Raw genomic sequence first — 22,826 nt, forward strand, 5'->3', positions numbered from 1 at the left:
ATTCCACTTCTTAAAATATCATGTTACGATATAAAAAAACAGTAGAAAAGAGGCAGGACATGCTAGCTGTAATTTCTGCAGCGGTGGCTCCGGCTATTGCTCTATTATCCTTTTTTTACCTAAAAGATAAATATGAAACAGAACCATTATCGTTAGTGGTTAAAGTATATATATTTGGTGTGCTTCTCGTTTTTCCAATTATGGTGATTCAGTTTGGATTTAAAGAGGAGATGAACGTTACCCCTTTTGTGGATGCTTTTTTTGTAAGTGGTACGCTTGAAGAATTTTTTAAGTGGTTCTTAGTGTTCTATGGAGCTTATCTACATGAAGAGTTTAATGAACCATATGATGGTATTGTTTATGCAACAGCGCTGTCATTAGGATTTGCATCATTAGAAAATATTTTTTATCTCTATACGTTCGGCATTGAGGAAGCCTTGGTCCGTGCGCTTCTTCCAGTAAGTGGTCATGCCCTTTTTGGTGTGATCATGGGTTTTTATCTTGGTAAAGGTAAGTTTTCATCAGGCAGAAAAAAGATAATCTACCTTTCCTTATCCTTATTCTTACCCGTTATTTTACATGGTACGTTTAACTTCTTGTTACTATCGAGTACAAAATACATCTTTTTTTACATGTTTCCATTTATGATTTTCTTGTGGTGGTTTGCTCTTCGTAAAGTAAGACTTGCTAATAGTGCAATAACCCCCTATACAAACGCTGAAGCGAAGACCGGTATCTAGCCGGTCTTCTTTTATTTTTGTGAACAATTAGACTTTGAAAGCTGAATAAAATTAAACAGATTACAAATGATATCTGTATAACACGAAAATGGAGATTAAATTACAGGAGGCTCACTTTCTCATGAAAAGAAATTCAGCTTACATAAAGGGAGTAATAGTTATAATAGCCCTTTGTTTTGGGCTTTTAGCTGGATTTGGTCAGAATAATGCACATGCATTTTCAAACCAAGTCATACAAGTAGGAGCTACAGGTGAAGATGTAGTAGAACTGCAGTCCAGGCTTCAATATTTAGGTTTTTATACTGGTAACATCGATGGTGTTTTTGGATGGAGAACTTATTGGGCTTTGCGAAACTTTCAATATGAATTTGGTTTGCCTATTGATGGTTTAGCAGGAGGTACCACGAAACATAAGTTAGCCAATGCTTCAAAGTATGATAAAGCTTGGGTTAATAAGCAAATTGATTCAGGAAAGAAGTTTTCATATTATGGCGGAGAAAAGAAGAGTGCAAAAAGCGGTGCTGCAAAAGGTGGAACAGCTAAAGGTGGAACAGCTAAAGGCGGTGCGGCTAAAGGTACGAAAGGAGCAGGACAAGGACAAGCAAAAGCAAAAGCTAAACCTGCTCAAGTAAAGCCGGCAAAAAATATTCCAGACGGCTATTCACAAAACGATGTTAACTTGATGGCTAATGCTGTTTATGGTGAAGCAAGAGGTGAACCATACATCGGACAAGTAGCAGTAGCTGCAGTAATCATCAACCGGGTGGAAAGTGCTACTTTTCCTAATACTGTGTCCGGAGTTATTTTTGAACCTGGAGCATTCACGGCTGTAGCCGATGGACAGATCTATTTAACGCCAAATGCGCAAGCGAAGAAAGCAGTGATGGACGCGTTGAACGGTTGGGATCCAACCGGTGAAGCAGAATATTATTTTAACCCGGATACAGCTACATCTGGCTGGATATGGGGACGTCCTCAAATCAAAAAAATTGGAAAGCATATTTTCTGTAACTAATAAAGGGGTGAAATGATATGATACGCACAATCCTAATCGTACTGTTGTTCGTTGCTGTAGCAGGAACAGGCTATTGGGGCTACAGTGAACATCAGGAAAAAAACGCTGTACTTCTTCAAGCTGAAAACAACTATCAGCGCGCTTTCCATGATTTGAACTTCCATATGGACTCACTTCATGACAAAATCGGTGAAACAATCGCGATGAATACAAGAAATCAGCTTTCTCCGGCTTTAGCTCAAGTATGGAGACTAACGTCAGAAGCTCATAATGATGTTGGTCAGCTTCCGTTAGCGCTGCTTCCTTTTAATAAAACGGAAGAGTTCTTAACAAAGATGGGCGAATTCAGTTATAGAGCAGCTGTTCGAGATTTAGATAAGAATCCACTTAGTGACAAAGAATATAATACTTTAAAAGAATTGTATGCCAATTCAACAGAGATCCAAAACGAATTAAGGAAAACAGAATCTCTTGCTCAAAAGAACAACCTTCGCTGGATGGATGTAGAGATGGCTCTTGCTACCAATAAGCAGCCTGAAGATAACACGATCATTGACGGATTCAAGACCGTTGATAAATCTGTTGAAGGATATTCAGATGTTGATTTTGGAACAGAAGTGTCAAACATGCAGAAAATGAAAGATCGTGATCTTAGTCAGCTAAAAGGAAAGAAGATTACGAAAGAAGAAGCGAAAAAGATAGCAATTGACTTTTTCCAGCTAAAGGAGAACGTGAAGATCACAGTAGAAAGTACTGGAAAAGAAGCAAAGTATGATGCTTATTCATTAACGCTGTACAACCCTGAAACAAAAGGTACAACATATATGGACCTTACAAAAAAGGGTGGCTATCCACTTTATGTACTCTATGACCGGAATGTTGGGAAAACGAAGATATCCTTAAACGAAGCCATGCTGCAAGCAGAAGATTTCCTTGAAAAGCATATGGAAAGCAAAATGGAAATGGTAACAAGTGATCAATACGATAACATTGGTGTATTCACTTATGCTCGTCTTGTGGATGATGTTAGAATCTATCCAGAAACGGTTTCTATAAAAGTAGCTTTAGACAATGGTGATATCATGGGTTATGAAGGCACAGATTTCCTTCTTGCCCACGTAGACAAGAGAACTCCAGTGTTTAAGATCTCTGAAAAAGAAGCAAGAACCAATCTGAATCCTAAATTTGAAGTGAAAGAAATAAGCAGGGCGTTAATTCGAAATGATATTAACGAAGAAGTATATTGTTATGAGTTCCTAGGTACGCTAGGTGATGATACGTTCCGTGTATTCATCAACGCAGAGAATGGAAACGAAGAAGAAGTGAAGAAACTAAAAGAAGCTGAGCCATCCTATAACGATATATAAAAAATTTCGTAGATGTCGTTAAATTTCCTCTTACAGGTTGCTCGCTTTCCAATCAAGCAAAATTTCGCAGTTTGAAATTTTGCTTTTTCTTTTATTTTTAAACTGTCATAATAAGGTAGATAGATAACAAAGCTTTATTTGGGGGAAGTTTAATGATTTCAGTAGGTGAACTATTATTTTTAGAGCCTTTGTTTTCCGACAAAAAAAATAAATATCGCTGTAAAGTATATGATGTTAAAGATGATCATCTTTACATTGATTATCCAAGTAATGAAAAGACGAATCGCACAGAGTATTTTTTTGATGGAACGCAGTTCAAAGCATCCTTTGTTGATAAAGAAAAGAACGTCTTCACCTTTCGAACAGAGCTATTGGGGAGAAAGATAGAGAACATACCTGTATTGATGATTGCCTCTCCAAAAGAAGAAGAAATACAAAAAATTCAGCGAAGAGAGTTCGTAAGAGTTGAAACCATGATTGATGTTTCAGTAGTAAATAGTAACGATTCGTATCCTCCTTTTAATTCTGTAGTACTCGATTTTAGTGCAGGAGGAATGCTTCTTTCTCTTCCGTTAGACCATTCTGTAAAAAGTGAAGATAAGTTGGATTGTCTAGTTGTTCTGCCGATGCAATCAGGTGAGAAAGTATATCTGGACTTGCCATGTAACGTACTAAGAATACTGGATGGTCACATGAATGGCCGTCAGAGAGCATCGCTTCAATTTGATCAAATTACTCAAAAAGACAGACAGTATATTATTCGATTTTGCTTTGAACAGCAGCTTCTAATGAAGAAGAAGGAAAGCCTGAGTTTTAATAACGGATAATTAATCTTTTTTAGGGGAAAATATTCCCGAAAAGAAGGTGACGGATTTACATGAGACGATTTGAACGAATTTTAATCCAGCTTGCTATTGTTCATTTTATTCTATTAGTAACCGCACAGATTCTACTTGAAATTCCTTCGTTTAAGATGTATACGAATAAAATCATCTATTACGAAGGAGTTATTAAGAACAATCAAGGACCAGCTTTGGAAACAATAGACCGTTAATCAACATATATGGTAAGATACATATAGAAAGAATCTGATGTTTTCAGATTCTAACACAGAAAAAAGCAGGGGAAACTCACCTGCTTTTTATTGCTATGTATGCATTGTCACATAGGGATCGGGTAGGAGGAAACATGAAAAAATTATTATCAATTGCTATTGATGGCCCTGCAGGGGCTGGGAAAAGTACGGTAGCCAAGCAAGTAGCTGAGCGTCTTTCTTTTATTTATATTGACACAGGTGCCATGTACAGGGCATTAACGTATAAAGCTCTTTTAAATAGAGCCGATCTAAACGACGGAACAGCGCTTGAAGCTGTTTTAAACGAAACTGATATTAAACTTGTTATTACAGATCAAGGACAAGCGGTTCTTCTTGATGGAAAAGATGTATCAGAGGAAATCCGAACGAGCGAAGTAACGAATAACGTATCTTTTGTAGCACGTCAGCAAGAAGTTCGGACTGAAATGGTAAAAAGACAACAGCTGCTTGCGGAATCTGGCGGTGTTGTGATGGATGGCCGTGACATAGGTACGCATGTAATGCCGAATGCAGAGCTTAAAATTTTCTTAATCGCTTCTGTTGAAGAAAGAGCGCGAAGAAGATATGAAGAGAACCTTTCTAAAGGGTTCGAAGCAGATTTTGAGCAGTTAAAAAGTGAGATTTCTTTAAGAGATAAACGTGATAGTGAGAGGGAAGCTGCTCCACTAAGAAAAGCAGAAGATGCCATTGAACTGGATACAACGAGTATGTCAATCGAAGAGGTAGTTTCAAGCATCCTTCATTATGCAAAAGAAAGGGCACTCTAATATGAAGCTTTATTCTTTCGGTAAATGGCTGTGCGGGACGTATTTCAAAGGAACGTATAAGCCTGAAATCATTGGAGCGGAAAACATGCCAAAAACAGGCGGTGTGCTGCTCTGTACGAATCATATCCATAATTATGATCCTCCTCTTGTTGGAGTGGCTTCACCGAGAGAAGTACATTTTATGGCTAAGGCTGAACTTTTTTCTGTTCCCGTGCTTAAACATATCTTGCCGAAGATCAACGCTTTTCCTGTTAAACGCGGAATGAGTGATAAGACGGCCTTAAAGACGGGTATGAATCTTCTAAAAGAAGGTAAAGTAGTCGGTCTTTTTCCGGAAGGTACACGCAGCAAGACGGGTGAGATCGGAGAAGGATTAGCGGGTGCCGGATTCTTTGCCCTGAAATCTGAAGCACACATCGTTCCATGTGCAATCGTCGGCGAATACAAAAAGGGGAAAAATCTAAAAATTGTATTCGGCAAACCGATAGACTTTACACATTTTCGGGAGCAAAAAGCTTCCGCTAAAGAAGCCACACAGCTTATAATGAAACATATAGGTCAGTTAAAAAAAGAGCATGAATAACCGAATTTCTATTTTTATCTTTAAAGAATTTACTTTTGAGTTGTTTTTATAGACTTCTTTGCAAATTGAATGGAGTGTAAGGTTGCGAGACTCCTAGGGGATCAGCGGGACAGGTGAGACACCTAAGGGCACAAAGTGTCGAGGTGGCTCACCGCACGCCCCCTGGAAAGCGAGCAACCTGAAACGGAATTCAATCACTTTCAATTGACTGCATCTTAAAAAAACAGCTCCATGATCGATGTTAATGTTCTTTCATTACCGAAAGTTCAATAAATTACTTTTCTAATTTTTGAGGAGGGCACGAACATGACAGAGGAAATGAGCACAAGTTTAACAAATGCTACCATGGCTGAAAAAGGTGAAATCATTAAAGGTACTGTATTAAAAGTAGAAGACAAGCACGCGTTAGTGGATATCAGCGCAAAGCAAGACGCATTTTTACCCATTAATGAAGTTTCAAGTCTTTTTATTGAAAAGGTTAGTGATGTGTTGAATGAAGGAGATCAGATCACTGTTAAAGTACTCTCTAACACAGAGGACAAGCTACTTGTTTCAAAAAAAGCAGTAGACAGCGAAAAATCGTGGAGTGAACTGCAAGAAAAATTTGATTCAAAAGAAACGTTTGAAGTTGTTGTTCACGATGTAGTTAAAGGCGGGCTTGTAGTAGATCTTGGAGTTCGTGCTTTTATTCCAGCTTCTATGGTTGAGTCTCACTTTGTTGAAGATTTTTCTGATTACAAAGGTAAGACTCTTTCTGTTAAAATCGTAGAATTGGATGCTGAAAAAGGACGAGTTATTTTATCTCATCGTGCTGTTACGGAAGAAGAAGCGGGCTTCAAGAAACAAGAAATCTTAGATCGTTTGGCACCAGGTGAAATTATTGAAGGAAAAGTGCAGCGTTTAACGGACTTTGGAGCTTTCGTTGATATCGGAGGCGTTGATGGATTAGTTCACGTTTCGCAGTTATCGCACAATCGAGTAGATAATCCTTCCGATGTTCTCAGTGAAGGTGAAACAGTTAAAGTTAAAGTTCTTTCCGTTGATCGCGATAATGATCGAATTTCTTTATCAATAAAAGAAACACAGCCAGGACCATGGGAAGAAGCAAGTTCTTCTATTAAGGCAGGAAGTGTAATCGAAGGTACAGTAAAACGCATCGTTACATTTGGAGCATTTGTAGAGGTAGCTCCTGGCATTGAAGGTCTTGTTCACATTTCTGAGATGGCAAACCGACATATTGGCAACCCGAGTGAAGTTGTAAAAGAAGGTCAGCAAGTATCTGTAAAAGTTCTAGATGTAAACAGTCAAGACAAAAGAATGAGCTTGAGCATGAAAGCTGTTCAAGATGAGAAGGAAAAAGCAAACTTAAAAGAAAATCTTCCTAAAGAAGAAAAAGGTTTCTCATTAGCAGATATGATTGGCGACCAGCTTAAAGGATATAAATAACTTATTATTTTCAGCCCTCGATTTTAAAATCGAGGGCTGTTTTTTTATATGTGATTAAACGACGGTTAAAAGAAGGCGTAAGGTGGCAATAATGCTACCGAGGTGAATTACATGAATGATGGTACGCTTTTTTATTGGTTCATGTGGATGGGCTGGATTATTGCAACCTTTCTCATCAAGAAGGGTTCTGTTAGAAATCACTCTATTTTTATTACTTTAACGGGAATAACCTTGTCGGACACCTTCATTCCGTTTTCACTAGGAAATATAAATGCCACGTTCTTATTCTTCTTGTGTATAGGGCTGATTTATTTGATTAAACATACCGATCAGCTATTTTTTTATGTAACAAGCTGTTTTATTGTTGCTACAGCTTACGTGTCGTTAGAACTTTTTGCTCTATACGACCCAGTTAAATTATTTTTTGATAAAAAATATATGATCATTATCGTACTTGCTTCTCTTCTTATCTTGTTTACCAAAACATATAGAGATCTTTTCTATATTCCTATAATAGGTCTTGTTATCGGTGATACAGTTTTTCAGTTTTTGATCTATAGACTCAGTGCCACGATAGAAATAGGCTCACTATATGTGATGGATTTGTTGGTCTCAACTTCTATGATGCTCTTATTTATGGTAGTATTGGTAGATATGTTCAAAAAGTTAAGACGTACAGCTTTTAATAAGGTCACTTCTGCAAAACAGATTTAGAAGATATTGAGTTGTCTAAAGTGTAAAGTATTTGCTAAAATAAGTGGACTTGTCTATTTACAAGAAAATGATGGAACATATAAAAGAAAACTTGATGATTGACTTGATCAGGAAAAAGGGAAGTGTCTACATGACGAAACCAGTTTTAGCAATAGTAGGGAGACCAAACGTAGGGAAATCTACTATTTTTAACAGAATTGCGGGAGATCGTATCTCTATTGTTGAAGATATGCCAGGAGTAACGCGTGACCGTATCTACAGTTCAGCAGAATGGCTGAATACAGAATTCAACCTTATCGATACAGGTGGAATAGAAATTAGTGATGCACCATTTATGAGTCAGATGAAAGAACAAGCAGAACTTGCTATCGAAGAAGCAGATGTCATTCTCTTTTTAGTTGATGGCATGAACGGAATTACAGCGGCGGATGAAGAAGTAGCCAAAATGCTGTTCCGCTCAAAAAAGCCTGTTGTATTAGGTGTGAATAAGATTGATAACCCTGAACGTAAAGAGCTTCTGTATGAGTTTTATAGTCTGGGTATGGGTGAGCCGATCGGCGTGTCAGGAACACATGGTATCGGGCTTGGAGATCTTTTAGATCAAGTGGTAAGCCATTTCCCTGAAACGGTTGTAGAAGAAAAAGAAGACGACACGATCTATTTTTCATTAATCGGCAGACCGAACGTAGGGAAATCTTCACTCGTAAACGCTATTCTCGGTAAAGAACGCGTTATTGTGAGTAATATTGCAGGAACGACTAGAGATGCAATTGATTCAAGCTTTGAACGTGAAGATCAGAAGTATGTAATTATCGATACAGCAGGAATGCGCAAACGTGGAAAAGTGTACGAAACGACTGAGAAATACAGTGTTATGCGTGCGATGAAAGCGATCGAACGTTCCGATGTCGTCCTTATGGTTATCGATGCTGAAGAAGGAATTATCGAGCAAGATAAAAAGGTTGCTGGTTTCGCACACGAAGCGGGTAAAGCTGTCGTGATTGTTGTAAACAAATGGGATGCTGTTGAAAAAGATGATAAAACGATGCAAAAGTTTGAGCAGAAGATTCGTGATCATTTCCTCTACTTATCATATGCACCTATCGTCTTCGTATCGGCAAAAACAAAACAGCGACTTCATCAGCTATATCCTGTGATTAATCAGGTTGCCGAAAATCACTCGCTCAGAGTTCAGACAAATATCTTGAACGAAGTAATCATGGATGCAGTAGCCATGAACCCAGCACCAATGGATAACGGAAAGAGACTGAAGATCAACTATGCAACACAAGTGGCTTCAAAACCGCCTACTTTTGTTATCTTTGTTAACGATCCAGAATTATTCCACTTCTCGTATAAGCGTTTTCTGGAAAACAGAATTCGTGAAACGTTTGGTTTTGTTGGAACACCGATCAAAATATTTGCTAGAAAGAAAAACGATTAAGGTTTCATGATGACGATCGTTCTCTTCGTTTTCTCCTACTTGATAGGATGTATTAGCTTTAGTTATTTGCTGACCAAAGTTCTAAAAAATGAAGATATAAGAAATCACGGCAGTGGTAACGCAGGTGCTACCAACACGTTACGAGTACTTGGAAAAGGACCTGCGATCGCTGTCCTGCTATTAGACTGCTTTAAAGGTGTATTGGTCGTTTCAGCCGTTTTTTGGTTTACAGATTCACCAGTACTAGCTGTTTTATGCGGTTTAATGGCTGTTGTTGGTCACAACTATCCCGTCTTTTACGGATTTAAAGGCGGGAAAGGAGTGGCTACGGCAATCGGTGTGTTTGCTGCTGTTGCATTTTTACCTTCTTTACTAGCAGGTTTAATTGCAATCCTAACGATTTGGGTTTCCAGGTTTGTTTCATTGGGTTCTATCGTTTTTTTAGTATTATCTCCGTTTTTTATGCTGTATCAATTTAACTTGCCTATTGAAGCTGTTTTGGCAAGCTTCTCTATTTCGATCGTTTCAATATGGAAACATCGAGAAAATATGGCTAGAATCTGGAGAGGAAACGAACGCAAAATTTAATAGTGGAGTGTGACATGTATGCATAATGTTGCTGTTTTAGGTGCTGGGAGCTGGGGTACTGCTCTTGCCATCGTTTTAGCTGACAATGGTCATGATGTCCGTTTGTGGGGCCGTAGAGAAGAACAAGTTGTTGAAATTAATAAAGAACATCGAAATGAAAAGTATCTTCCAGGAGTAGAGTTGCCTGAAAACATAAAAGCGACCACTCAATTGGAAGAATGCGTGAAAGATGCTGATACGATTGTACTTGTTACGCCTACAAAAGCGATGAGAGACGTATTGAATCTTTTGAAAAACAACCTTGCATCTCCTGTTACAATTGTACACGCTTCAAAAGGAATCGAACCTGGTACATATAAACGAATTTCTGAAATTATTGAAGAAGAACTGCCTGAGTCTGTTCTTGAATCGGTGGTAGTTCTTTCAGGACCTAGTCATGCAGAAGAGGTTTCTCTAAGGCAGCCAACGACGGTTACTGTGTCTTCTGCAAATATGCAAGCTGCAGAAAGAGTTCAAGATCTTTTTATCAATCAAAACTTCCGTGTGTATACGAATCCCGATGTTATTGGTGTTGAACTTGGCGGAGCTTTAAAAAATATTATCGCTTTAGGAGCAGGTCTTTCTGATGGTCTAGGATATGGAGATAATGCAAAGGCTGCCTTAATTACAAGAGGTTTAGCGGAAATTGCTCGCCTTGGCACACATATGGGTGCAAACCCACTTACTTTTTCGGGTCTTACGGGGATCGGTGACTTAATCGTGACATGTACAAGTGTACATAGCCGTAACTGGCGTGCGGGCAATATGCTCGGAAAAGGCATGAAGCTTGAAGATGTTCTTGAGAATATGGGCATGGTAGTTGAAGGTGTTAGAACGACTCAAGCAGCTTACGAATTGAGTAAGCGAGAAGAAGTGGAGATGCCGATCACTCAAGTCCTTTACGATGTATTGTTTAACGGTAAGGGTGCAAAACAAGCTGTTGATGATCTGATGCAGCGTTCTCGCACACACGAAGTAGAAGATGTATCTTCATTAAAGAGCTAATCACACAGATTGATAGGCGAATGTCTAAAAAATTTTAGGCAATCGCCTTTTTTTCTTTCACGCTTCTTTTTTACTTGCATAGGATAGGGTGAAAAGGAAGTGGGAGGAGGACTTCAGGTGGAACGTGAACAACAATTTTTTGATAAGATTGAGAAGAAAACAAGTGTAAAAAAGGATGATATTTTTAAACTTGCCCAATCCGTAAGTGGCTCTAATCTTCGCGACGAGCGCACGATTCGAATGCTGATTTCCCAAGTATCTTCTATGGCTGGGGTAGCAGTTACGAAACAAAAAGAAGATCAGATCGTTCAGGCTGTTTTAAACAACAACATCCCTTTAGATCTGGCAACATTATCTAAGATGTTTGATAATAAGTAGAACATAGGTTAGTTAATAAAAGTTTAGACACAAACAAAATCATGGAAGTGTTCATACAGTGCAGGAAGTATTTAGTCGAACACTCGGTCTGGAGCCGGGTGTTTTTTTTCTGTTTAGGAATCTTAATGTTCTTGTAGACTGCTGTTTGGCAACATATTATGAAGAATACGAACAAAGAGTCTCTGCAGATGGCCTGCTAAAAGGCAGTTAATCCTCTCAACTTAGAAGAAATTCATCTACACGTTCCTGAAAAAGTAAAGGAAATAACAAGAATTATGCTATAATGTACGCTGTGGACAAGGAGGATACATATGAGTGAAGGTTTATTGAAAATGTGGGTGGCGTTGTCCGCCATCGGTTTAATGTTTATTGCTGTTTTTTCTATCATGTTCAGCAGATCAAAATTATCAGGGGTATTTCAGACGGTTGTTTCGTTATTCGCCTGGGTCTGTATGATCGTAGCAGGTATTCTTATTATAATCGTTGTATTCAGCGGACCTGTTCAAGGATAAAGGAGGAAATCAAGATGACAAAGAAATGGTGGATTCCTCTATGTCTGATGGTGTTAACTCTTTCTGGGTGTTTATATCCCGAAGAACGAAAAACTCAAAATCGAGTTCCTTATCAGGATCAGATTACAGCAGTTCAGCAAGCCGTTGAAAGTTTTCAGAAAGATACAGGTGTGCTGCCGATTAAAACAAAAGATGCTGATACAGATATCTACCAAAAATACTTGATTGATTTTAATAAACTAGTCCCCAAATATATGCAGGAGCCCCCTGGAAATGCTTTTGAAAAGGGCGGAACTTTTCAATACGTTTTAATTGATGTTGAAACGAAGCCGACTGTTAAGCTTGCAGATCTTGTTTTAACAGACAAGGTTCAAGATGTACAGGTCGCACTAAACATCTATATGGCAGAACATCAATATCCGCCTTTTAAAAAGATAGAAGCGCAGGGCAGGCACACGCTCGATTATAAAAAGTTAGGTTTTAAGGAAGACCCTTACGTTACGAGCCCTTTTACAGGCAAGAAACTCCCGTTGATGGTTAACGGTGATGCAAAGATTTTTATAGATTACAGAAAAGATTTAAAATCTGCGATCTCAAGTTATTCGAACGAGCTAGATAAACATGAAGATATTCGTCATTTGCTAGCGATGCATTCCTTTTTTGTGCCTATCTATTCGGTTCCTTATACAGTTGAAAACAATAAGCCTGTTTTTTTAATAAAATAGGCATGAACTCTCCCTTTTTCTAATACATTCATAGAAAAGGCGGAGAGATTTTTTTTGGGAATCCTTTTAACGAAACAAGCTTTATAGTTTCATCGGTAGGCACTGAAGTGCGCCCTCCCGATTTTATGGAACTATACAACAGAGAATGTAAGGATCCAATAAAAATTTCCGTTCCTTTGTCATAATCAATAGGACAAAATCATACGATATATTGTCCAAGACTAGCATCCGGAACTTTATTTGGATCGGGAGGGAAACGAATGGAAAAAATCGATATTTTCAAAGATATCGCCGAAAGGACGGGCGGGGATATCTACTTAGGCGTAGTAGGAGCAGTAAGAACGGGTAAGTCCACTTTTATCAAGAAATTTATGGAGCTTGTGGTGCTGCCAAACATTGAAAACGAAGCAGAACGTCAACGTGCTCAGGATGAGTTACCGCAGAGTGCAGCAGGACGCACCATTATGACCACTGAACCCAAATTTGTTCCAAACAACGCGGTAAGAATCAACGTAGGTGATGGGCTTGATGTTAACATCCGTCTGGTAGACTCTGTTGGTTATGCTGTACCAAGTGCTAAAGGGTACGAAGATGAAAACGGCCCTAGAATGATTCATACTCCTTGGTATGATGAGCCGATTCCGTTCCATGAAGCGGCAGAGATCGGCACAAGAAAAGTCATCCAAGAGCACTCTACACTAGGAGTGGTCGTCACAACGGATGGATCAATCGGAGAAATTCCAAGATATGATTATGTGGAATCAGAAGAGCGTGTTGTAGAAGAGTTAAAAGAAGTTGGAAAGCCGTTTATTATGCTAATCAACTCTACACAACCGCATCATCCAGATACACAGAAGCTGCGTAACGAGCTTTGTGAAAAATACGATATACCCGTACTTGCAATGAGTGTTGAAAGCATGACGGAGCATGATATCAACAATGTTCTTAGAGAAGCATTATACGAGTTTCCGGTGCTTGAGGTCAATGTGAATCTTCCTAGCTGGGTCATGGTGCTTCGCGAAAACCATTGGCTGCGTGAAAGCTATGAAGAAGCAGTAAGAGAAACAGTTCAGGATATTAAGCGTCTTCGTGATGTGGATAAAGTGGTTGGCTTCTTTGCAGACTATGACTTTATTGACGATGCGAGACTCGCAGGAATTGAAATGGGTCAAGGGATTGCAGAAATTGATCTCTTTGCACCAGATTACCTGTACGACCAGATTTTAAAAGAAGTGGTTGGGGTAGAGATCCGAGGAAAAGACCATCTGCTTCAGCTAATGCAAGAGTTTGCTTACGCTAAAACGGAATATGATCAAGTGGCAGATGCACTAAGAATGGTCAAACAAACAGGATACGGAATTGCAGCGCCAGCCATCACAGATATGAGTCTTGATGAGCCGGAAATCATCCGACAAGGGTCTAGATTCGGCGTAAGGCTTAAGGCAATCGCACCATCCATTCATATGATTAAAGTAGATGTTGAATCAGAGTTCGCACCAATTATCGGTACGGAAAAACAAAGTGAAGAGATGCTTAGATATTTGATGCAAGACTTTGAAGAAGATCCACTATCTATCTGGAATTCTGATATCTTTGGAAGATCACTTAATTCTATCGTAAGAGAAGGAATCCAAGGCAAGATTTCACTAATGCCAGAGAATGCTAGATATAAATTAAAAGAGACGCTTGAACGCATTATTAATGAAGGATCAGGCGGATTAATTGCCATTATTTTATAACGTTGAGACTCCTATAACCGGGAGTCTTTTTTTTTTTTGCTTTGGCTGTTTCCGTATTCTTTGTTGATTTTGTAAGTGGTTGATTTCCTTTCCAGGTGCTCGCTTTCCGCGGGGCAGGCGGTGAGCCACATTCGTACGTTTCACTCTTAAGTGTCTCACCTGCCCGCCTGTCCCGCAGGAGTCTCGCACCTTGCACTCCAATCAACTGTCACAGGAGAAAATAAAAATGAGGTTTGAAAGTAACAATCTTTTAGAAAAGAGCCTTGCTTGTTATAGACTGTTTTCTGCACAAATGGCGGAAAGCGAGCATCATGTAACGAAAAATTCATCACTACCAAAACTAATTAAACTTGCGAAAACACTTCTTGCGTTTATGTTTTCTTGAAGAAAATAGCACAATTGTCCTGCCGTAGAGAAGAGACTTTTTTACCTCGCTGAACGGCGTTTTTTGTAAAAAAAGGTCAAAAAATAAGGAATTTTAAGGGTTGAATACCGAAAAACAGCTAAAAAAGATTGAATTCTTGAATGTAATCGTATAATATAAGGCTTGTCACAGATAAAATTAGTAAAATCCTGTATATTACATATTAAATTAATACTGTACGAAAGTATTTCATGACCGATATAAGGTGAGTGAATCCTTGAGAGGAGGTGAATGGAATGAACAAGACTGATCTAATTAATGCAGTATCTGAGCAAGCTGAGCTTTCTAAGAAAGATGCATCTAAAGCAGTTGACGCTGTTTTCGAAGCAATCACTGGTACTCTACAAAGCGGTGATAAGGTACAACTTATCGGATTTGGTAACTTTGAAGTACGTGAGCGTGCGGCTCGTAAAGGACGCAACCCACAAACTGGTCAAGAGATCGAAATCTCTGCTAGCAAAGTTCCTGCTTTCAAACCAGGGAAAGCCCTTAAGGACGCTGTTAAATAATTGATACATAGGGCAACTTAAAGGACCGTGAATTTTTTCACGGTCTTTTTTTTATACGATTTTTTTCTAAAGAACAAGTACTTCGATTAAAAGAACTCTAGTTTTTTTAAATTAGCTGTAAATGTATTCGTCTTCCGCCAACTTCTGATTACTCATAAAGAAAACTATATCTCCCTTGGTGTAAGGGGTTTCTCCTTTTGCTATTCTTCTTTCAGTATGCTAAAATTTTTCTATTGTGTTATTGGAATTGGAGGACAAAAAGAGTGGCAGAAGTTCAAAAAGAAAAAATTGAAACAGCAGTTAAAATGATTTTAGAAGCTATTGGTGAAGATCCTGAGCGCGAGGGTTTAATAGATACACCGAAACGTGTAGCGAAAATGTATGAAGAAGTGTTTCAAGGTTTAAATCAAGATCCGAAAGAACATTTTGCTACCATTTTTGGGGAAGATCATGAAGAATTAGTACTTGTTAAAGATATTCCTTTTTATTCAATGTGTGAGCATCATCTCGTCCCTTTCTTTGGGAAAGCGCACATCGGCTACATACCTAAGGGCGGAAAAGTAACAGGTTTAAGTAAACTTGCAAGAGCGGTAGAGGCTGTTACGAAGCGGCCGCAGCTGCAGGAAAGAATTACCTCAACAATCGCGAACAGTTTACTTGAGACATTGGAACCTCATGGGGTGATCGTTGTGATAGAAGCTGAGCATATGTGTATGACGATGCGAGGCGTTAAGAAACCAGGTTCCATGACAGTGACTTCAGCGGTTCGAGGCGTTTTTGAAAAAGATCCTGCGGCTCGTGCAGAAGTGTTAAGTTTAATCAGAAACTGAAATTAAAGGAGGGTTACCCATGAAATCAGAATTTGACTTTTTTGTAATAAAAGCAAAAGAAAACGGTGTGAATGTAATTGGGTTAACACGTGGTACTGAAACAAGATTTCATCATTCTGAAAAACTTGATAAAGGTGAAGTGATGATCGCACAGTTTACCGAACATACTTCAGCAGTAAAGGTTAGAGGCAAAGCTGTTATCTATACGAAACATGGAGAAGTAGATACAGAATCGTAAGGGAGTACTGGCGGTAAGGTCGCCGATAAGATGTGCTAGGCCATAAGCCTAGTTTTCTTTATGTCTTTTAATGAGGTTGAAACCTTACTATATTGGCGACTATGGTATAATAAGAAAGCACAATTTTGCTGTGTCATTGGAGGGATTTGATGAACACCATGGAACAAATTCAACGCTTAAAACAACATACACTTTTATTGATGCAGCACAACTATGTGGAACGTTATATTCAACCTCCAGTCTTTAGTGAGTCAAAGGTATTTATCACTTACTGTCTGCTTCGTGAACTTGAACTTGATGAGGCTGTAGAAGCGGAATATTTTAGTTCAATTCTTTTAATTCAGTCTGCATTGGACCGCCATGATGATATCTTGGACGAAAATGTTACATCCGATAAGAAGAAAAGGCAGCTTGTTGTTTTATCTGGTGACTATTTTAGCAGTCTATACTATCTGCTGTTAGCTCGTTGTGAAAATTTAGATTTGATTTCACAATTATCGAGTGCTGTGCAGAGTATTAACGAACATAAAGCAAATCTGCATCAACAAGACAGGCTGTTAAACGGCAGTGTAGAATACTTGAAAAACGTGCAGAAAATTGAAAGTCTACTATTTACAAAAGCAGCAGAATCATTTGGTCTGCATACATATATCCCTTTTATTAAACGTTATCTTCTTGTGTCTCGTTATCAGAATACAGAAATGAGAAGACAGTTAAGCGAGGAACAATTGAACTATTTGAAAGCTTGTGAAAAAGAATTGAAAAACAAAGATGTTGAAATGCCTCTCATGTTTCATAGAGAAGGATACAGCATCGAAACAGGCAGTGAAAATGACTTAATGTTAGGAGAGGGTTAATCCGATGTTGAGCAAAGAAGAACGGGTTCACTCTGTATTTGAAAAGATCTCTGATCAGTACGATTATATGAACGATTTAATCTCATTTAAACAGCATAATAAATGGCGCAATGATACGATGAAGCGTATGAAAGTACAACCTGGAGATCATTGTTTGGACGTGTGCTGCGGAACGGGAGAATGGACATTTGCTCTTGCTGAAGCGGTTGGAACACAAGGGGAAGTCATCGGCTTAGACTTTAGTCAGAACATGCTTAATGTAGGAATTGAAAAGCTGAAAAAGCGCTCCTCTCCTCAAGTGAAATTTATTCATGGCAACGCAATGGAGCTGCCATTCGAAGACAATTCGTTTGATTTTGTAACGATTGGATTCGGCCTTAGAAATGTTCCTGATTACCTTCAGGCGCTTAAAGAGATGGCACGGGTTGTAAAGCCAGGGGGAAGAGTGGTGTGTCTGGAAACGTCTCATCCGACCGTACCTGTTTTTAAACAGCTCTTTAAATTTTATTTTACTTACATCATGCCAGTATTCGGTAAATTATTCGCTAAAAGCTATCAAGAATACGCATGGCTTCAAGAATCAACAGAAGCATTTTTGACAAAAGAAGAACTTAAAGAACTATTTAAAGAGGCAGGTTTGTCTAACGTTGAAGTCAAATCGTATGCACTAGGTGCTGCCGCCATGCATACCGGGAAAAAACAGCAATAGAAGAGAGCGTTGCAGTGTGTGGAATAAATTTAAAATAATTTTAGAAATGATTAAGTTTGAGCATACCATCTTTGCTTTGCCATTCGCTTTTTTAGGGGCAATCATGGGAAACATTGTAGAAGAAGGCACTATGCCGTCATTAATCGAATGGATCTGGATTACGCTTGCCATGGTTGGTGCAAGAAGTTCTGCAATGGCACTTAACCGTGCGATAGATTCAGAGATTGATGGAGCGAATCCAAGAACGAAAACAAGGGCCATTCCGGCAAAGCTGTTAAACAGAGGCGAAGTATTCGTATTTATAGCTGCTTCACTGGCACTTTTGTTCGTCAGTGCTTATCAATTGAATTCTCTATCCGTGAAACTGCTGCCGTTGGCTGTCTTTTTTCTAGTTATTTATTCGTATACGAAGCGATTTACTTATTTATGCCATATTGTTTTAGGGGTTACGATTGCCATTGCACCTCTTGGTGGCTGGGTTGGAGCTACAGGTACACTGAGTCCAGAAGCCTTTTTGCTATTCTTTGGTGTATTGTTCTGGACAGCTGGGTTTGACGTAATTTATGCGACACAAGATGCTGACTATGATAAGTCTCATGGTCTATACTCTATTCCTTCTGCTTTTGGTATCGCGAACGGATTGATGACAGCTAGATGGCTGCATGTTGCTAGTTTTATAGCTTTTATTTCACTCGGAGTTGTGTCTGGGATGGGTTGGATCTATTACTTAGGTGTATTCATCTCTGGAGCGATCATGGTTTACGAACACTCACTCGTAAAGCCGCATGACTTGTCCAAACTGGATGTAGCGTTTTTTACGATGAATGGTATCTTGAGTGTCGTTATGTTTATCTTTTCAATAGGGGACCTTTTATTATGAAGACATTTACAATAGGGATTACAGGGGCAAGTGGCGCTGTATACGGCGTTAGACTTGCTCAAGAAATTTTGAAAAGCGGGCATAAACTGCATCTTGTCGTAACGGAAGCAGGCTGGCAAGTGTTTAGAGAAGAATTGTTGTGGGATACGGAGAATCGTGAACAATGTATAGAGGAACATTTTGCTTTATACGGCAAAGAACGTTTTCATTACCACACATTGCGTGACTTTAATGCACCAATTGCCAGCGGATCATATCAGAACGATGGGATGGTTATCATTCCTTGTTCGATGGGCACTCTCTCTGGTATTGCACATGGTGCTTCTGGCAATCTATTAGAACGCACAGCTGATGTTATGCTGAAAGAGAGCCGTAAACTGATTTTAGTGCCTAGAGAAACACCGCTTCATAAAATACACCTTGAAAACATGTTAAAAGTAACAGAAGCTGGAGGAAAGATTGTTCCTGCCATGCCAGGATTTTATCACTTACCTAAGTCAATGGATGACCTTGTAAACTTTTTGGTAGGAAAAGTTTTGGACAACTTAGGTGTACATCACGAATTGTTTACACGCTGGGGAGACTGATAGATTATGAACATCGGGGAAATCAGCTATACGAACATCATACCCCTATATTATTATTTAGATAGAGAACGTCTGATGGATCAAGGGGTAACGATTACACATGCTGTTCCGTCAAAAATCAATAGGTTGATGGAGAACCAGTTAGTCGATATCGGTGGCATTTCATCCTTTTCTTTTGGAAAGAATGCTGATCATTACAGTCTAGTTCCAGATCTTTCCGTGTCTTCTTACGGAAGAGTGAACTCTATCTTTTTATTTTCTAAACACAAAATCGAAGACTTGAGCGGAAAAAAAATCGCATTAACATCAAGCTCAGAAACATCTGTTGCACTGTTAAAGATCGTATTAGATCGCTTTTATTCCGTTGAAGTTTCATATCAGGTGGAAACACCTCATTTTAAAAAAATGCTAGAGAATTACGATGCTTGTCTTCTTATTGGGGATGATGCAATTTCAGCATACCGAAAAAGAGGGTCTTATCATGTTTATGATCTTGGGGAGATCTGGTATCAGCAGACAGGTCTACCTATGATTTTTGCCGTCATGGCTTATCGAAATGAAATGGAAACAGAAAAAGGATCGCTTCTTTCGTATGTTGGAAAAAGTATGATTGAGAGCAAAGAACGCTGCCAAAGAGAAAAATTTATTCCCGTCATAGAGCGAGTGCTGGCAAAGCATGGAGGGACTTTTCAGTTCTGGGAATCATATTTTAATGGGTTAAATTATCAGTTTAGTGGCGAACATGAAAAAGGACTAAACCTTTATTTTCAGCTAGCTGTAGAGTGCGGATTGTTAAAGACAATGCCCTCTATCTTAAAGTATTCGTATAAGTAACGGGCGATAGGGTGAAACAAAAGTGAAGTTAAAGGACTTATACTCATTTCTAAAAAAAGATTTGCAGCAAATTGAAGATCAGCTAGTACAATCTGTTCGTTCTGATCAGACATTGATTCATACGGCTGGCGCTGAGCTGTTAAAAGCAGGGGGAAAGAGAATCCGCCCTGTATTTGTCCTGCTATCTGCTCAGTTTGGGACGTATAACATTCAGCAGATCAAAAAGCCAGCTGCGGCACTTGAACTGATTCATATGGCTTCCTTGGTTCATGATGATGTAGTGGATGATGCTGATATGAGACGGGGAAGAGAAACGGTCAAAGCAAAATATGATAATAAAATCGCCATGTATACAGGAGATTTTATCTTCGCATCCGCTTTGAAACTAATGTCAGAAATTAACATTCCTCTTGCTCATCAAATTCTTGCACAAGGTATGAAAGAGATGTGTCTTGGCGAGATTGAGCAGATTAACGAACAGTATGATACTGATCAAAATGTAAGAAAGTATTTTAAACGTATAAAAAGAAAAACAGCTTTATTGATCGCACTAAGCTGTCAGTTAGGTGCCATCACTTCAAAGGCGGATGTTTCTCTTCAGAAAAAATTATATGAATTTGGCTTTTGTGTAGGCATGGCCTTCCAAATTACAGATGATATTTTAGATTTCACAGCATCTGAGAAACAGCTAGGCAAACCAGCAGGAAGCGATTTGAAACAAGGGAACTTAACGCTGCCTGTACTGTTCACTATGCGACAATATCCAGAAATCAAGGAAAAATTAAATGTTTACTACGAAACAAAAGATGCAGCATTGCTTGCTGAACTTTTAAAAGATATTATACGTCTTGGCGGTATTGAGTTTGCAACGGAGATTTCTGATAAATATTTGAAGCGTGCAAAACTAGCTGCTTCTTCATTACCTGAAACGGATGCTAGGGATAGTTTGTTAAAAGTAGCAGATTATATCGCTGGTCGAAAATTTTGAGTGATTGCTAATTTTTAAAATTTTTGGTACGATTTCTCTGGGGAACTTGTCCCACATATACATAGATGATAGGAGAGGGAATGCATGGAAAAAACGTTTTTAATGGTAAAACCTGATGGTGTTCAACGTGCGTTAATCGGAGAAATCGTATCCCGTTTTGAAAAGAAAGGTTTTCAGCTTGTTGGTGCTAAGCTAATGAACATTTCTGAAGATCTTGCAAAAGAACATTATGGTGAGCACAAAGAGCGTCCGTTCTTCGGAGAACTTGTTGACTTTATTACTTCTGGACCAGTATTTGCTATGGTTTGGGAAGGTAAAGACGTTATTCTAACAGCTCGTAACATGATGGGTAAAACAAACCCAGCTGACGCTGCTCCTGGTTCAATCCGCGGAGATTATGCTGTACAAGTTAGCAACAACATTATTCATGGTTCTGATTCAGCTGAAAGCGCTGTCCGTGAAATCGGTCTTTTCTTTAAAGAAGAAGAACTTGTGTCATACGATAAAGCAGTTGCAGTTTGGATTTAATTTTATAACAAAATGAAAGCGTTTTAGCCGGCCATTGTGCCGGTTTTTGTTTTTCCAGGACAAAGTTGAGACTGTGGTGTAGCAGCTTATGCAGTTTCAAAGCTCCTACAATAAAAATCCTAAATGAATCCAGCGAGTTATTACAATAATCCAGCGAGAATTACGAATAATCCGGCGAGTTTTAGTTAAATATCGGCGAGTCGACATCATCAGACATAATTCAGCAAATCGTATGCTAATAGATTTTAAAAGTGCTACCACTTAACGCAACAATTTAATATAAAATCCGATACTATACATATATAGATTAAATTTGCATGGCAGTTGAATTGGAGAGAGACATATGGATCGCGACTATGAAGGCTTTAAACAGAGCATATATGATCAAACAGGGATAAATCTTTCATTGTATAAGGAAGCACAAATGAAGCGGAGACTCATTGCGCTGCGTGATAAACGCTCGTTTGGTACGTTTTCTGATTATTTTCGTGCACTCAAAATTGACCCAGAACTGCTTCTTGAGTTTTTAGACCGGATGACGATCAACGTTTCTGAATTTTACCGAAATCCTGCACGGTGGGATGTGCTTGAGAAAAAAATCATTCCCTTGTTACTTGAAGACAGGTCATCATTAAAAGTGTGGAGTGCAGCGTGCTCTACAGGAGAAGAGCCATACAGCCTGTCGATGATGTTATCAGATTACAAAAACAACGTATCTAGGTTTTCAATACTTGCAACAGACTTAGATCAACAAGTGTTAGAGCAAGCGAAAAAAGGATTTTATTTCGAAAAAGCAATCAAAGATGTGCCGAGCGACAAAAAAGTGCGACATACTACAAAAGAGGAACTTGGTATAAGAGTTTCAGATACACTTAAAAAGCACGTAACCTTTAAAAAGCAGAACTTGCTTTCAGATCGTTTTGAATCAGATTTTGATCTGATCGTTTGCCGAAATGTAATGATCTATTTTACTGAAGAAGCAAAGACTGTTCTTTATCAAAAGTTTAGCAAAGCGCTTCGAAAAGGCGGTGTCCTGTTTGTAGGAAGTACCGAGCAGATTTTCAATCCAGGGCTATACGACCTGGAATCCGTAGAACCTTTCTTTTATCGTAAACTAAGTTGAATGGAAATCTTTACGTACAAATCTGTTGACAGATTTACAGCAATGGTTTAATGTAACTGATAAGTTTAGAGCACATAGGTTAGAGCAATTTAGTTTAGAGTTTAGAGCATAGTTGAGACAAGTTGAGAGAGTTTGAGTGGAGCAGAGCCGAGAATGGATAT

29 protein-coding genes are annotated in these 22,826 nt (G+C 38.8%); 28 read left to right on the forward strand and 1 reads right to left on the reverse strand.

All coding sequences use genetic code 11. From position 1 onward, the window contains the following. Positions 1–59: 59 nt before the first annotated feature. The 16 genes from prsW to spoIVA all read left to right on the forward strand — a co-directional run bounded on the left by prsW (position 60) and on the right by spoIVA (position 14,158). Positions 60–740: a glutamic-type intramembrane protease PrsW gene (prsW, locus tag P8610_RS03300; RefSeq protein ID WP_289497616.1), complete on the forward strand. Its 681-nt coding sequence runs from the start codon at positions 60–62 to the stop codon at positions 738–740. Positions 741–861: 121 nt separating this feature from the next. Beyond that, on the forward strand, positions 862–1,755 hold the full coding sequence (gene sleB, locus P8610_RS03305; protein WP_289495293.1) for a spore cortex-lytic enzyme: 894 nt from the start codon (positions 862–864) through the stop codon (positions 1,753–1,755). Between the two features lie 17 nt (positions 1,756–1,772). Next, positions 1,773–3,122, forward strand: a complete 1,350-nt coding sequence (ypeB, locus tag P8610_RS03310; RefSeq protein WP_394603061.1) for a germination protein YpeB — start codon at positions 1,773–1,775, stop codon at positions 3,120–3,122. Positions 3,123–3,274: 152 nt separating this feature from the next. Continuing rightward, positions 3,275–3,949, forward strand: coding sequence for a flagellar brake protein (locus P8610_RS03315; RefSeq protein WP_394603062.1), 675 nt, complete (start codon positions 3,275–3,277; stop codon positions 3,947–3,949). A gap of 50 nt (positions 3,950–3,999) precedes the next feature. Beyond that, positions 4,000–4,176, forward strand: a complete 177-nt coding sequence (locus P8610_RS03320; RefSeq protein ID WP_394603063.1) for a DUF5359 family protein — start codon at positions 4,000–4,002, stop codon at positions 4,174–4,176. Positions 4,177–4,310: 134 nt separating this feature from the next. Beyond that, on the forward strand, positions 4,311–4,985 hold the full coding sequence (cmk, locus tag P8610_RS03325; protein WP_289495297.1) for a (d)CMP kinase: 675 nt from the start codon (positions 4,311–4,313) through the stop codon (positions 4,983–4,985). 1 nt (position 4,986) lies between these two features. Next, entirely contained in the window at positions 4,987–5,568 is a 582-nt protein-coding gene (locus P8610_RS03330; protein WP_394603064.1) for a lysophospholipid acyltransferase family protein, read from the forward strand. Positions 5,569–5,874: 306 nt separating this feature from the next. Continuing rightward, entirely contained in the window at positions 5,875–7,014 is a 1,140-nt protein-coding gene (gene rpsA / locus P8610_RS03335; protein WP_289495299.1) for a 30S ribosomal protein S1, read from the forward strand. Positions 7,015–7,125: 111 nt separating this feature from the next. Then, positions 7,126–7,728 (forward strand): YphA family membrane protein, encoded by a 603-nt coding sequence (locus P8610_RS03340; RefSeq protein ID WP_394603065.1) that lies wholly within the window; start codon positions 7,126–7,128, stop codon positions 7,726–7,728. 130 nt (positions 7,729–7,858) lie between these two features. After that, complete coding sequence (gene der / locus P8610_RS03345) at positions 7,859–9,172, forward strand: ribosome biogenesis GTPase Der (protein ID WP_328084562.1); 1,314 nt, start codon at positions 7,859–7,861, stop codon at positions 9,170–9,172. A 6-nt stretch (positions 9,173–9,178) separates the two neighbouring features. Continuing rightward, complete coding sequence (gene plsY, locus P8610_RS03350; protein ID WP_394603066.1) at positions 9,179–9,760, forward strand: glycerol-3-phosphate 1-O-acyltransferase PlsY; 582 nt, start codon at positions 9,179–9,181, stop codon at positions 9,758–9,760. 18 nt (positions 9,761–9,778) lie between these two features. After that, complete coding sequence (locus P8610_RS03355; RefSeq protein ID WP_394603067.1) at positions 9,779–10,804, forward strand: NAD(P)H-dependent glycerol-3-phosphate dehydrogenase; 1,026 nt, start codon at positions 9,779–9,781, stop codon at positions 10,802–10,804. A 117-nt stretch (positions 10,805–10,921) separates the two neighbouring features. Next, positions 10,922–11,182 carry a stage VI sporulation protein F gene (locus P8610_RS03360; RefSeq protein ID WP_066241889.1) on the forward strand — a complete coding sequence of 87 codons (261 nt, stop codon included), beginning with the start codon at positions 10,922–10,924 and terminating at the stop codon, positions 11,180–11,182. A 311-nt stretch (positions 11,183–11,493) separates the two neighbouring features. Next, positions 11,494–11,694, forward strand: coding sequence for a DUF2768 domain-containing protein (locus P8610_RS03365; protein WP_394603068.1), 201 nt, complete (start codon positions 11,494–11,496; stop codon positions 11,692–11,694). 14 nt (positions 11,695–11,708) lie between these two features. Next, complete coding sequence (locus P8610_RS03370) at positions 11,709–12,419, forward strand: hypothetical protein (RefSeq protein WP_289495304.1); 711 nt, start codon at positions 11,709–11,711, stop codon at positions 12,417–12,419. Between the two features lie 260 nt (positions 12,420–12,679). After that, on the forward strand, positions 12,680–14,158 hold the full coding sequence (gene spoIVA, locus P8610_RS03375; RefSeq protein ID WP_066241881.1) for a stage IV sporulation protein A: 1,479 nt from the start codon (positions 12,680–12,682) through the stop codon (positions 14,156–14,158). On the opposite strand, the gene P8610_RS03380 is transcribed toward spoIVA, so the two are convergent. Then, positions 14,153–14,347: a hypothetical protein gene (locus P8610_RS03380; RefSeq protein ID WP_394603069.1), complete on the reverse strand. Its 195-nt coding sequence runs from the start codon at positions 14,345–14,347 to the stop codon at positions 14,153–14,155. The two genes, spoIVA and P8610_RS03380, sit on opposite strands and share 6 nt — an antisense overlap. A 37-nt stretch (positions 14,348–14,384) precedes the next feature. On the opposite strand from P8610_RS03380, the gene P8610_RS03385 reads away from it, so the two are divergent. The 12 genes from P8610_RS03385 (at position 14,385) to P8610_RS03440 (ending at position 22,665) form a co-directional block, all read left to right on the forward strand. Next, entirely contained in the window at positions 14,385–14,543 is a 159-nt protein-coding gene (locus tag P8610_RS03385; protein WP_394603070.1) for a hypothetical protein, read from the forward strand. A 275-nt stretch (positions 14,544–14,818) separates the two neighbouring features. Beyond that, positions 14,819–15,091 carry an HU family DNA-binding protein gene (locus P8610_RS03390; RefSeq protein WP_066241877.1) on the forward strand — a complete coding sequence of 91 codons (273 nt, stop codon included), beginning with the start codon at positions 14,819–14,821 and terminating at the stop codon, positions 15,089–15,091. 263 nt (positions 15,092–15,354) lie between these two features. Beyond that, entirely contained in the window at positions 15,355–15,921 is a 567-nt protein-coding gene (gene folE, locus P8610_RS03395; RefSeq protein WP_289495307.1) for a GTP cyclohydrolase I FolE, read from the forward strand. Between the two features lie 19 nt (positions 15,922–15,940). Next, complete coding sequence (gene mtrB, locus P8610_RS03400) at positions 15,941–16,159, forward strand: trp RNA-binding attenuation protein MtrB (protein WP_066241872.1); 219 nt, start codon at positions 15,941–15,943, stop codon at positions 16,157–16,159. A 149-nt stretch (positions 16,160–16,308) separates the two neighbouring features. Next, on the forward strand, positions 16,309–17,016 hold the full coding sequence (locus P8610_RS03405) for a heptaprenyl diphosphate synthase component 1 (protein WP_394603071.1): 708 nt from the start codon (positions 16,309–16,311) through the stop codon (positions 17,014–17,016). 4 nt (positions 17,017–17,020) lie between these two features. Then, entirely contained in the window at positions 17,021–17,725 is a 705-nt protein-coding gene (locus tag P8610_RS03410; RefSeq protein ID WP_394603072.1) for a demethylmenaquinone methyltransferase, read from the forward strand. 46 nt (positions 17,726–17,771) lie between these two features. Continuing rightward, the gene (locus P8610_RS03415) at positions 17,772–18,605 is read left to right on the forward strand and encodes a UbiA-like polyprenyltransferase (RefSeq protein WP_289497617.1); all 834 of its coding nucleotides are present in this window, start codon (positions 17,772–17,774) and stop codon (positions 18,603–18,605) included. Then, the gene (locus P8610_RS03420; protein WP_289495310.1) at positions 18,602–19,192 is read left to right on the forward strand and encodes a UbiX family flavin prenyltransferase; all 591 of its coding nucleotides are present in this window, start codon (positions 18,602–18,604) and stop codon (positions 19,190–19,192) included. The genes P8610_RS03415 and P8610_RS03420 overlap by 4 nt, the downstream gene beginning before the upstream one ends. Positions 19,193–19,198: 6 nt before the next feature. After that, positions 19,199–20,026 carry a menaquinone biosynthetic enzyme MqnA/MqnD family protein gene (locus tag P8610_RS03425; RefSeq protein ID WP_394603073.1) on the forward strand — a complete coding sequence of 276 codons (828 nt, stop codon included), beginning with the start codon at positions 19,199–19,201 and terminating at the stop codon, positions 20,024–20,026. A gap of 22 nt (positions 20,027–20,048) precedes the next feature. Further along, the gene (locus P8610_RS03430; protein ID WP_394603074.1) at positions 20,049–21,014 is read left to right on the forward strand and encodes a polyprenyl synthetase family protein; all 966 of its coding nucleotides are present in this window, start codon (positions 20,049–20,051) and stop codon (positions 21,012–21,014) included. Between the two features lie 84 nt (positions 21,015–21,098). Further along, on the forward strand, positions 21,099–21,542 hold the full coding sequence (gene ndk / locus P8610_RS03435) for a nucleoside-diphosphate kinase (RefSeq protein WP_066241851.1): 444 nt from the start codon (positions 21,099–21,101) through the stop codon (positions 21,540–21,542). Between the two features lie 343 nt (positions 21,543–21,885). Further along, positions 21,886–22,665 carry a CheR family methyltransferase gene (locus P8610_RS03440; protein WP_394603075.1) on the forward strand — a complete coding sequence of 260 codons (780 nt, stop codon included), beginning with the start codon at positions 21,886–21,888 and terminating at the stop codon, positions 22,663–22,665. Positions 22,666–22,826 lie beyond the last annotated feature (161 nt).

Origin of the sequence: Fictibacillus sp. UD (genome assembly GCF_043558025.1) — a bacterium.
Lineage (GTDB): Bacteria > Bacillota > Bacilli > Bacillales > Fictibacillaceae > Fictibacillus.

What these genes read in the sequence shown, in the direction of transcription:
- prsW (WP_289497616.1), top strand. Translation starts at nt 60, where the DNA reads ATGCTAGCTGTAATTTCTGCAGCGGTGGCTCCGGCTATTGCTCTATTA.
- sleB (WP_289495293.1), top strand. Translation starts at nt 862, where the DNA reads ATGAAAAGAAATTCAGCTTACATAAAGGGAGTAATAGTTATAATAGCC.
- ypeB (WP_394603061.1), top strand. Translation starts at nt 1,773, where the DNA reads ATGATACGCACAATCCTAATCGTACTGTTGTTCGTTGCTGTAGCAGGA.
- P8610_RS03315 (WP_394603062.1), top strand. Translation starts at nt 3,275, where the DNA reads ATGATTTCAGTAGGTGAACTATTATTTTTAGAGCCTTTGTTTTCCGAC.
- P8610_RS03320 (WP_394603063.1), top strand. Translation starts at nt 4,000, where the DNA reads ATGAGACGATTTGAACGAATTTTAATCCAGCTTGCTATTGTTCATTTT.
- cmk (WP_289495297.1), top strand. Translation starts at nt 4,311, where the DNA reads ATGAAAAAATTATTATCAATTGCTATTGATGGCCCTGCAGGGGCTGGG.
- P8610_RS03330 (WP_394603064.1), top strand. Translation starts at nt 4,987, where the DNA reads ATGAAGCTTTATTCTTTCGGTAAATGGCTGTGCGGGACGTATTTCAAA.
- rpsA (WP_289495299.1), top strand. Translation starts at nt 5,875, where the DNA reads ATGACAGAGGAAATGAGCACAAGTTTAACAAATGCTACCATGGCTGAA.
- P8610_RS03340 (WP_394603065.1), top strand. Translation starts at nt 7,126, where the DNA reads ATGAATGATGGTACGCTTTTTTATTGGTTCATGTGGATGGGCTGGATT.
- der (WP_328084562.1), top strand. Translation starts at nt 7,859, where the DNA reads ATGACGAAACCAGTTTTAGCAATAGTAGGGAGACCAAACGTAGGGAAA.
- plsY (WP_394603066.1), top strand. Translation starts at nt 9,179, where the DNA reads ATGATGACGATCGTTCTCTTCGTTTTCTCCTACTTGATAGGATGTATT.
- P8610_RS03355 (WP_394603067.1), top strand. Translation starts at nt 9,779, where the DNA reads ATGCATAATGTTGCTGTTTTAGGTGCTGGGAGCTGGGGTACTGCTCTT.
- P8610_RS03365 (WP_394603068.1), top strand. Translation starts at nt 11,494, where the DNA reads ATGAGTGAAGGTTTATTGAAAATGTGGGTGGCGTTGTCCGCCATCGGT.
- P8610_RS03370 (WP_289495304.1), top strand. Translation starts at nt 11,709, where the DNA reads ATGACAAAGAAATGGTGGATTCCTCTATGTCTGATGGTGTTAACTCTT.
- spoIVA (WP_066241881.1), top strand. Translation starts at nt 12,680, where the DNA reads ATGGAAAAAATCGATATTTTCAAAGATATCGCCGAAAGGACGGGCGGG.
- P8610_RS03385 (WP_394603070.1), top strand. Translation starts at nt 14,385, where the DNA reads ATGAGGTTTGAAAGTAACAATCTTTTAGAAAAGAGCCTTGCTTGTTAT.
- P8610_RS03390 (WP_066241877.1), top strand. Translation starts at nt 14,819, where the DNA reads ATGAACAAGACTGATCTAATTAATGCAGTATCTGAGCAAGCTGAGCTT.
- mtrB (WP_066241872.1), top strand. Translation starts at nt 15,941, where the DNA reads ATGAAATCAGAATTTGACTTTTTTGTAATAAAAGCAAAAGAAAACGGT.
- P8610_RS03405 (WP_394603071.1), top strand. Translation starts at nt 16,309, where the DNA reads ATGAACACCATGGAACAAATTCAACGCTTAAAACAACATACACTTTTA.
- P8610_RS03410 (WP_394603072.1), top strand. Translation starts at nt 17,021, where the DNA reads ATGTTGAGCAAAGAAGAACGGGTTCACTCTGTATTTGAAAAGATCTCT.
- P8610_RS03415 (WP_289497617.1), top strand. Translation starts at nt 17,772, where the DNA reads ATGATTAAGTTTGAGCATACCATCTTTGCTTTGCCATTCGCTTTTTTA.
- P8610_RS03420 (WP_289495310.1), top strand. Translation starts at nt 18,602, where the DNA reads ATGAAGACATTTACAATAGGGATTACAGGGGCAAGTGGCGCTGTATAC.
- P8610_RS03425 (WP_394603073.1), top strand. Translation starts at nt 19,199, where the DNA reads ATGAACATCGGGGAAATCAGCTATACGAACATCATACCCCTATATTAT.
- ndk (WP_066241851.1), top strand. Translation starts at nt 21,099, where the DNA reads ATGGAAAAAACGTTTTTAATGGTAAAACCTGATGGTGTTCAACGTGCG.
- P8610_RS03440 (WP_394603075.1), top strand. Translation starts at nt 21,886, where the DNA reads ATGGATCGCGACTATGAAGGCTTTAAACAGAGCATATATGATCAAACA.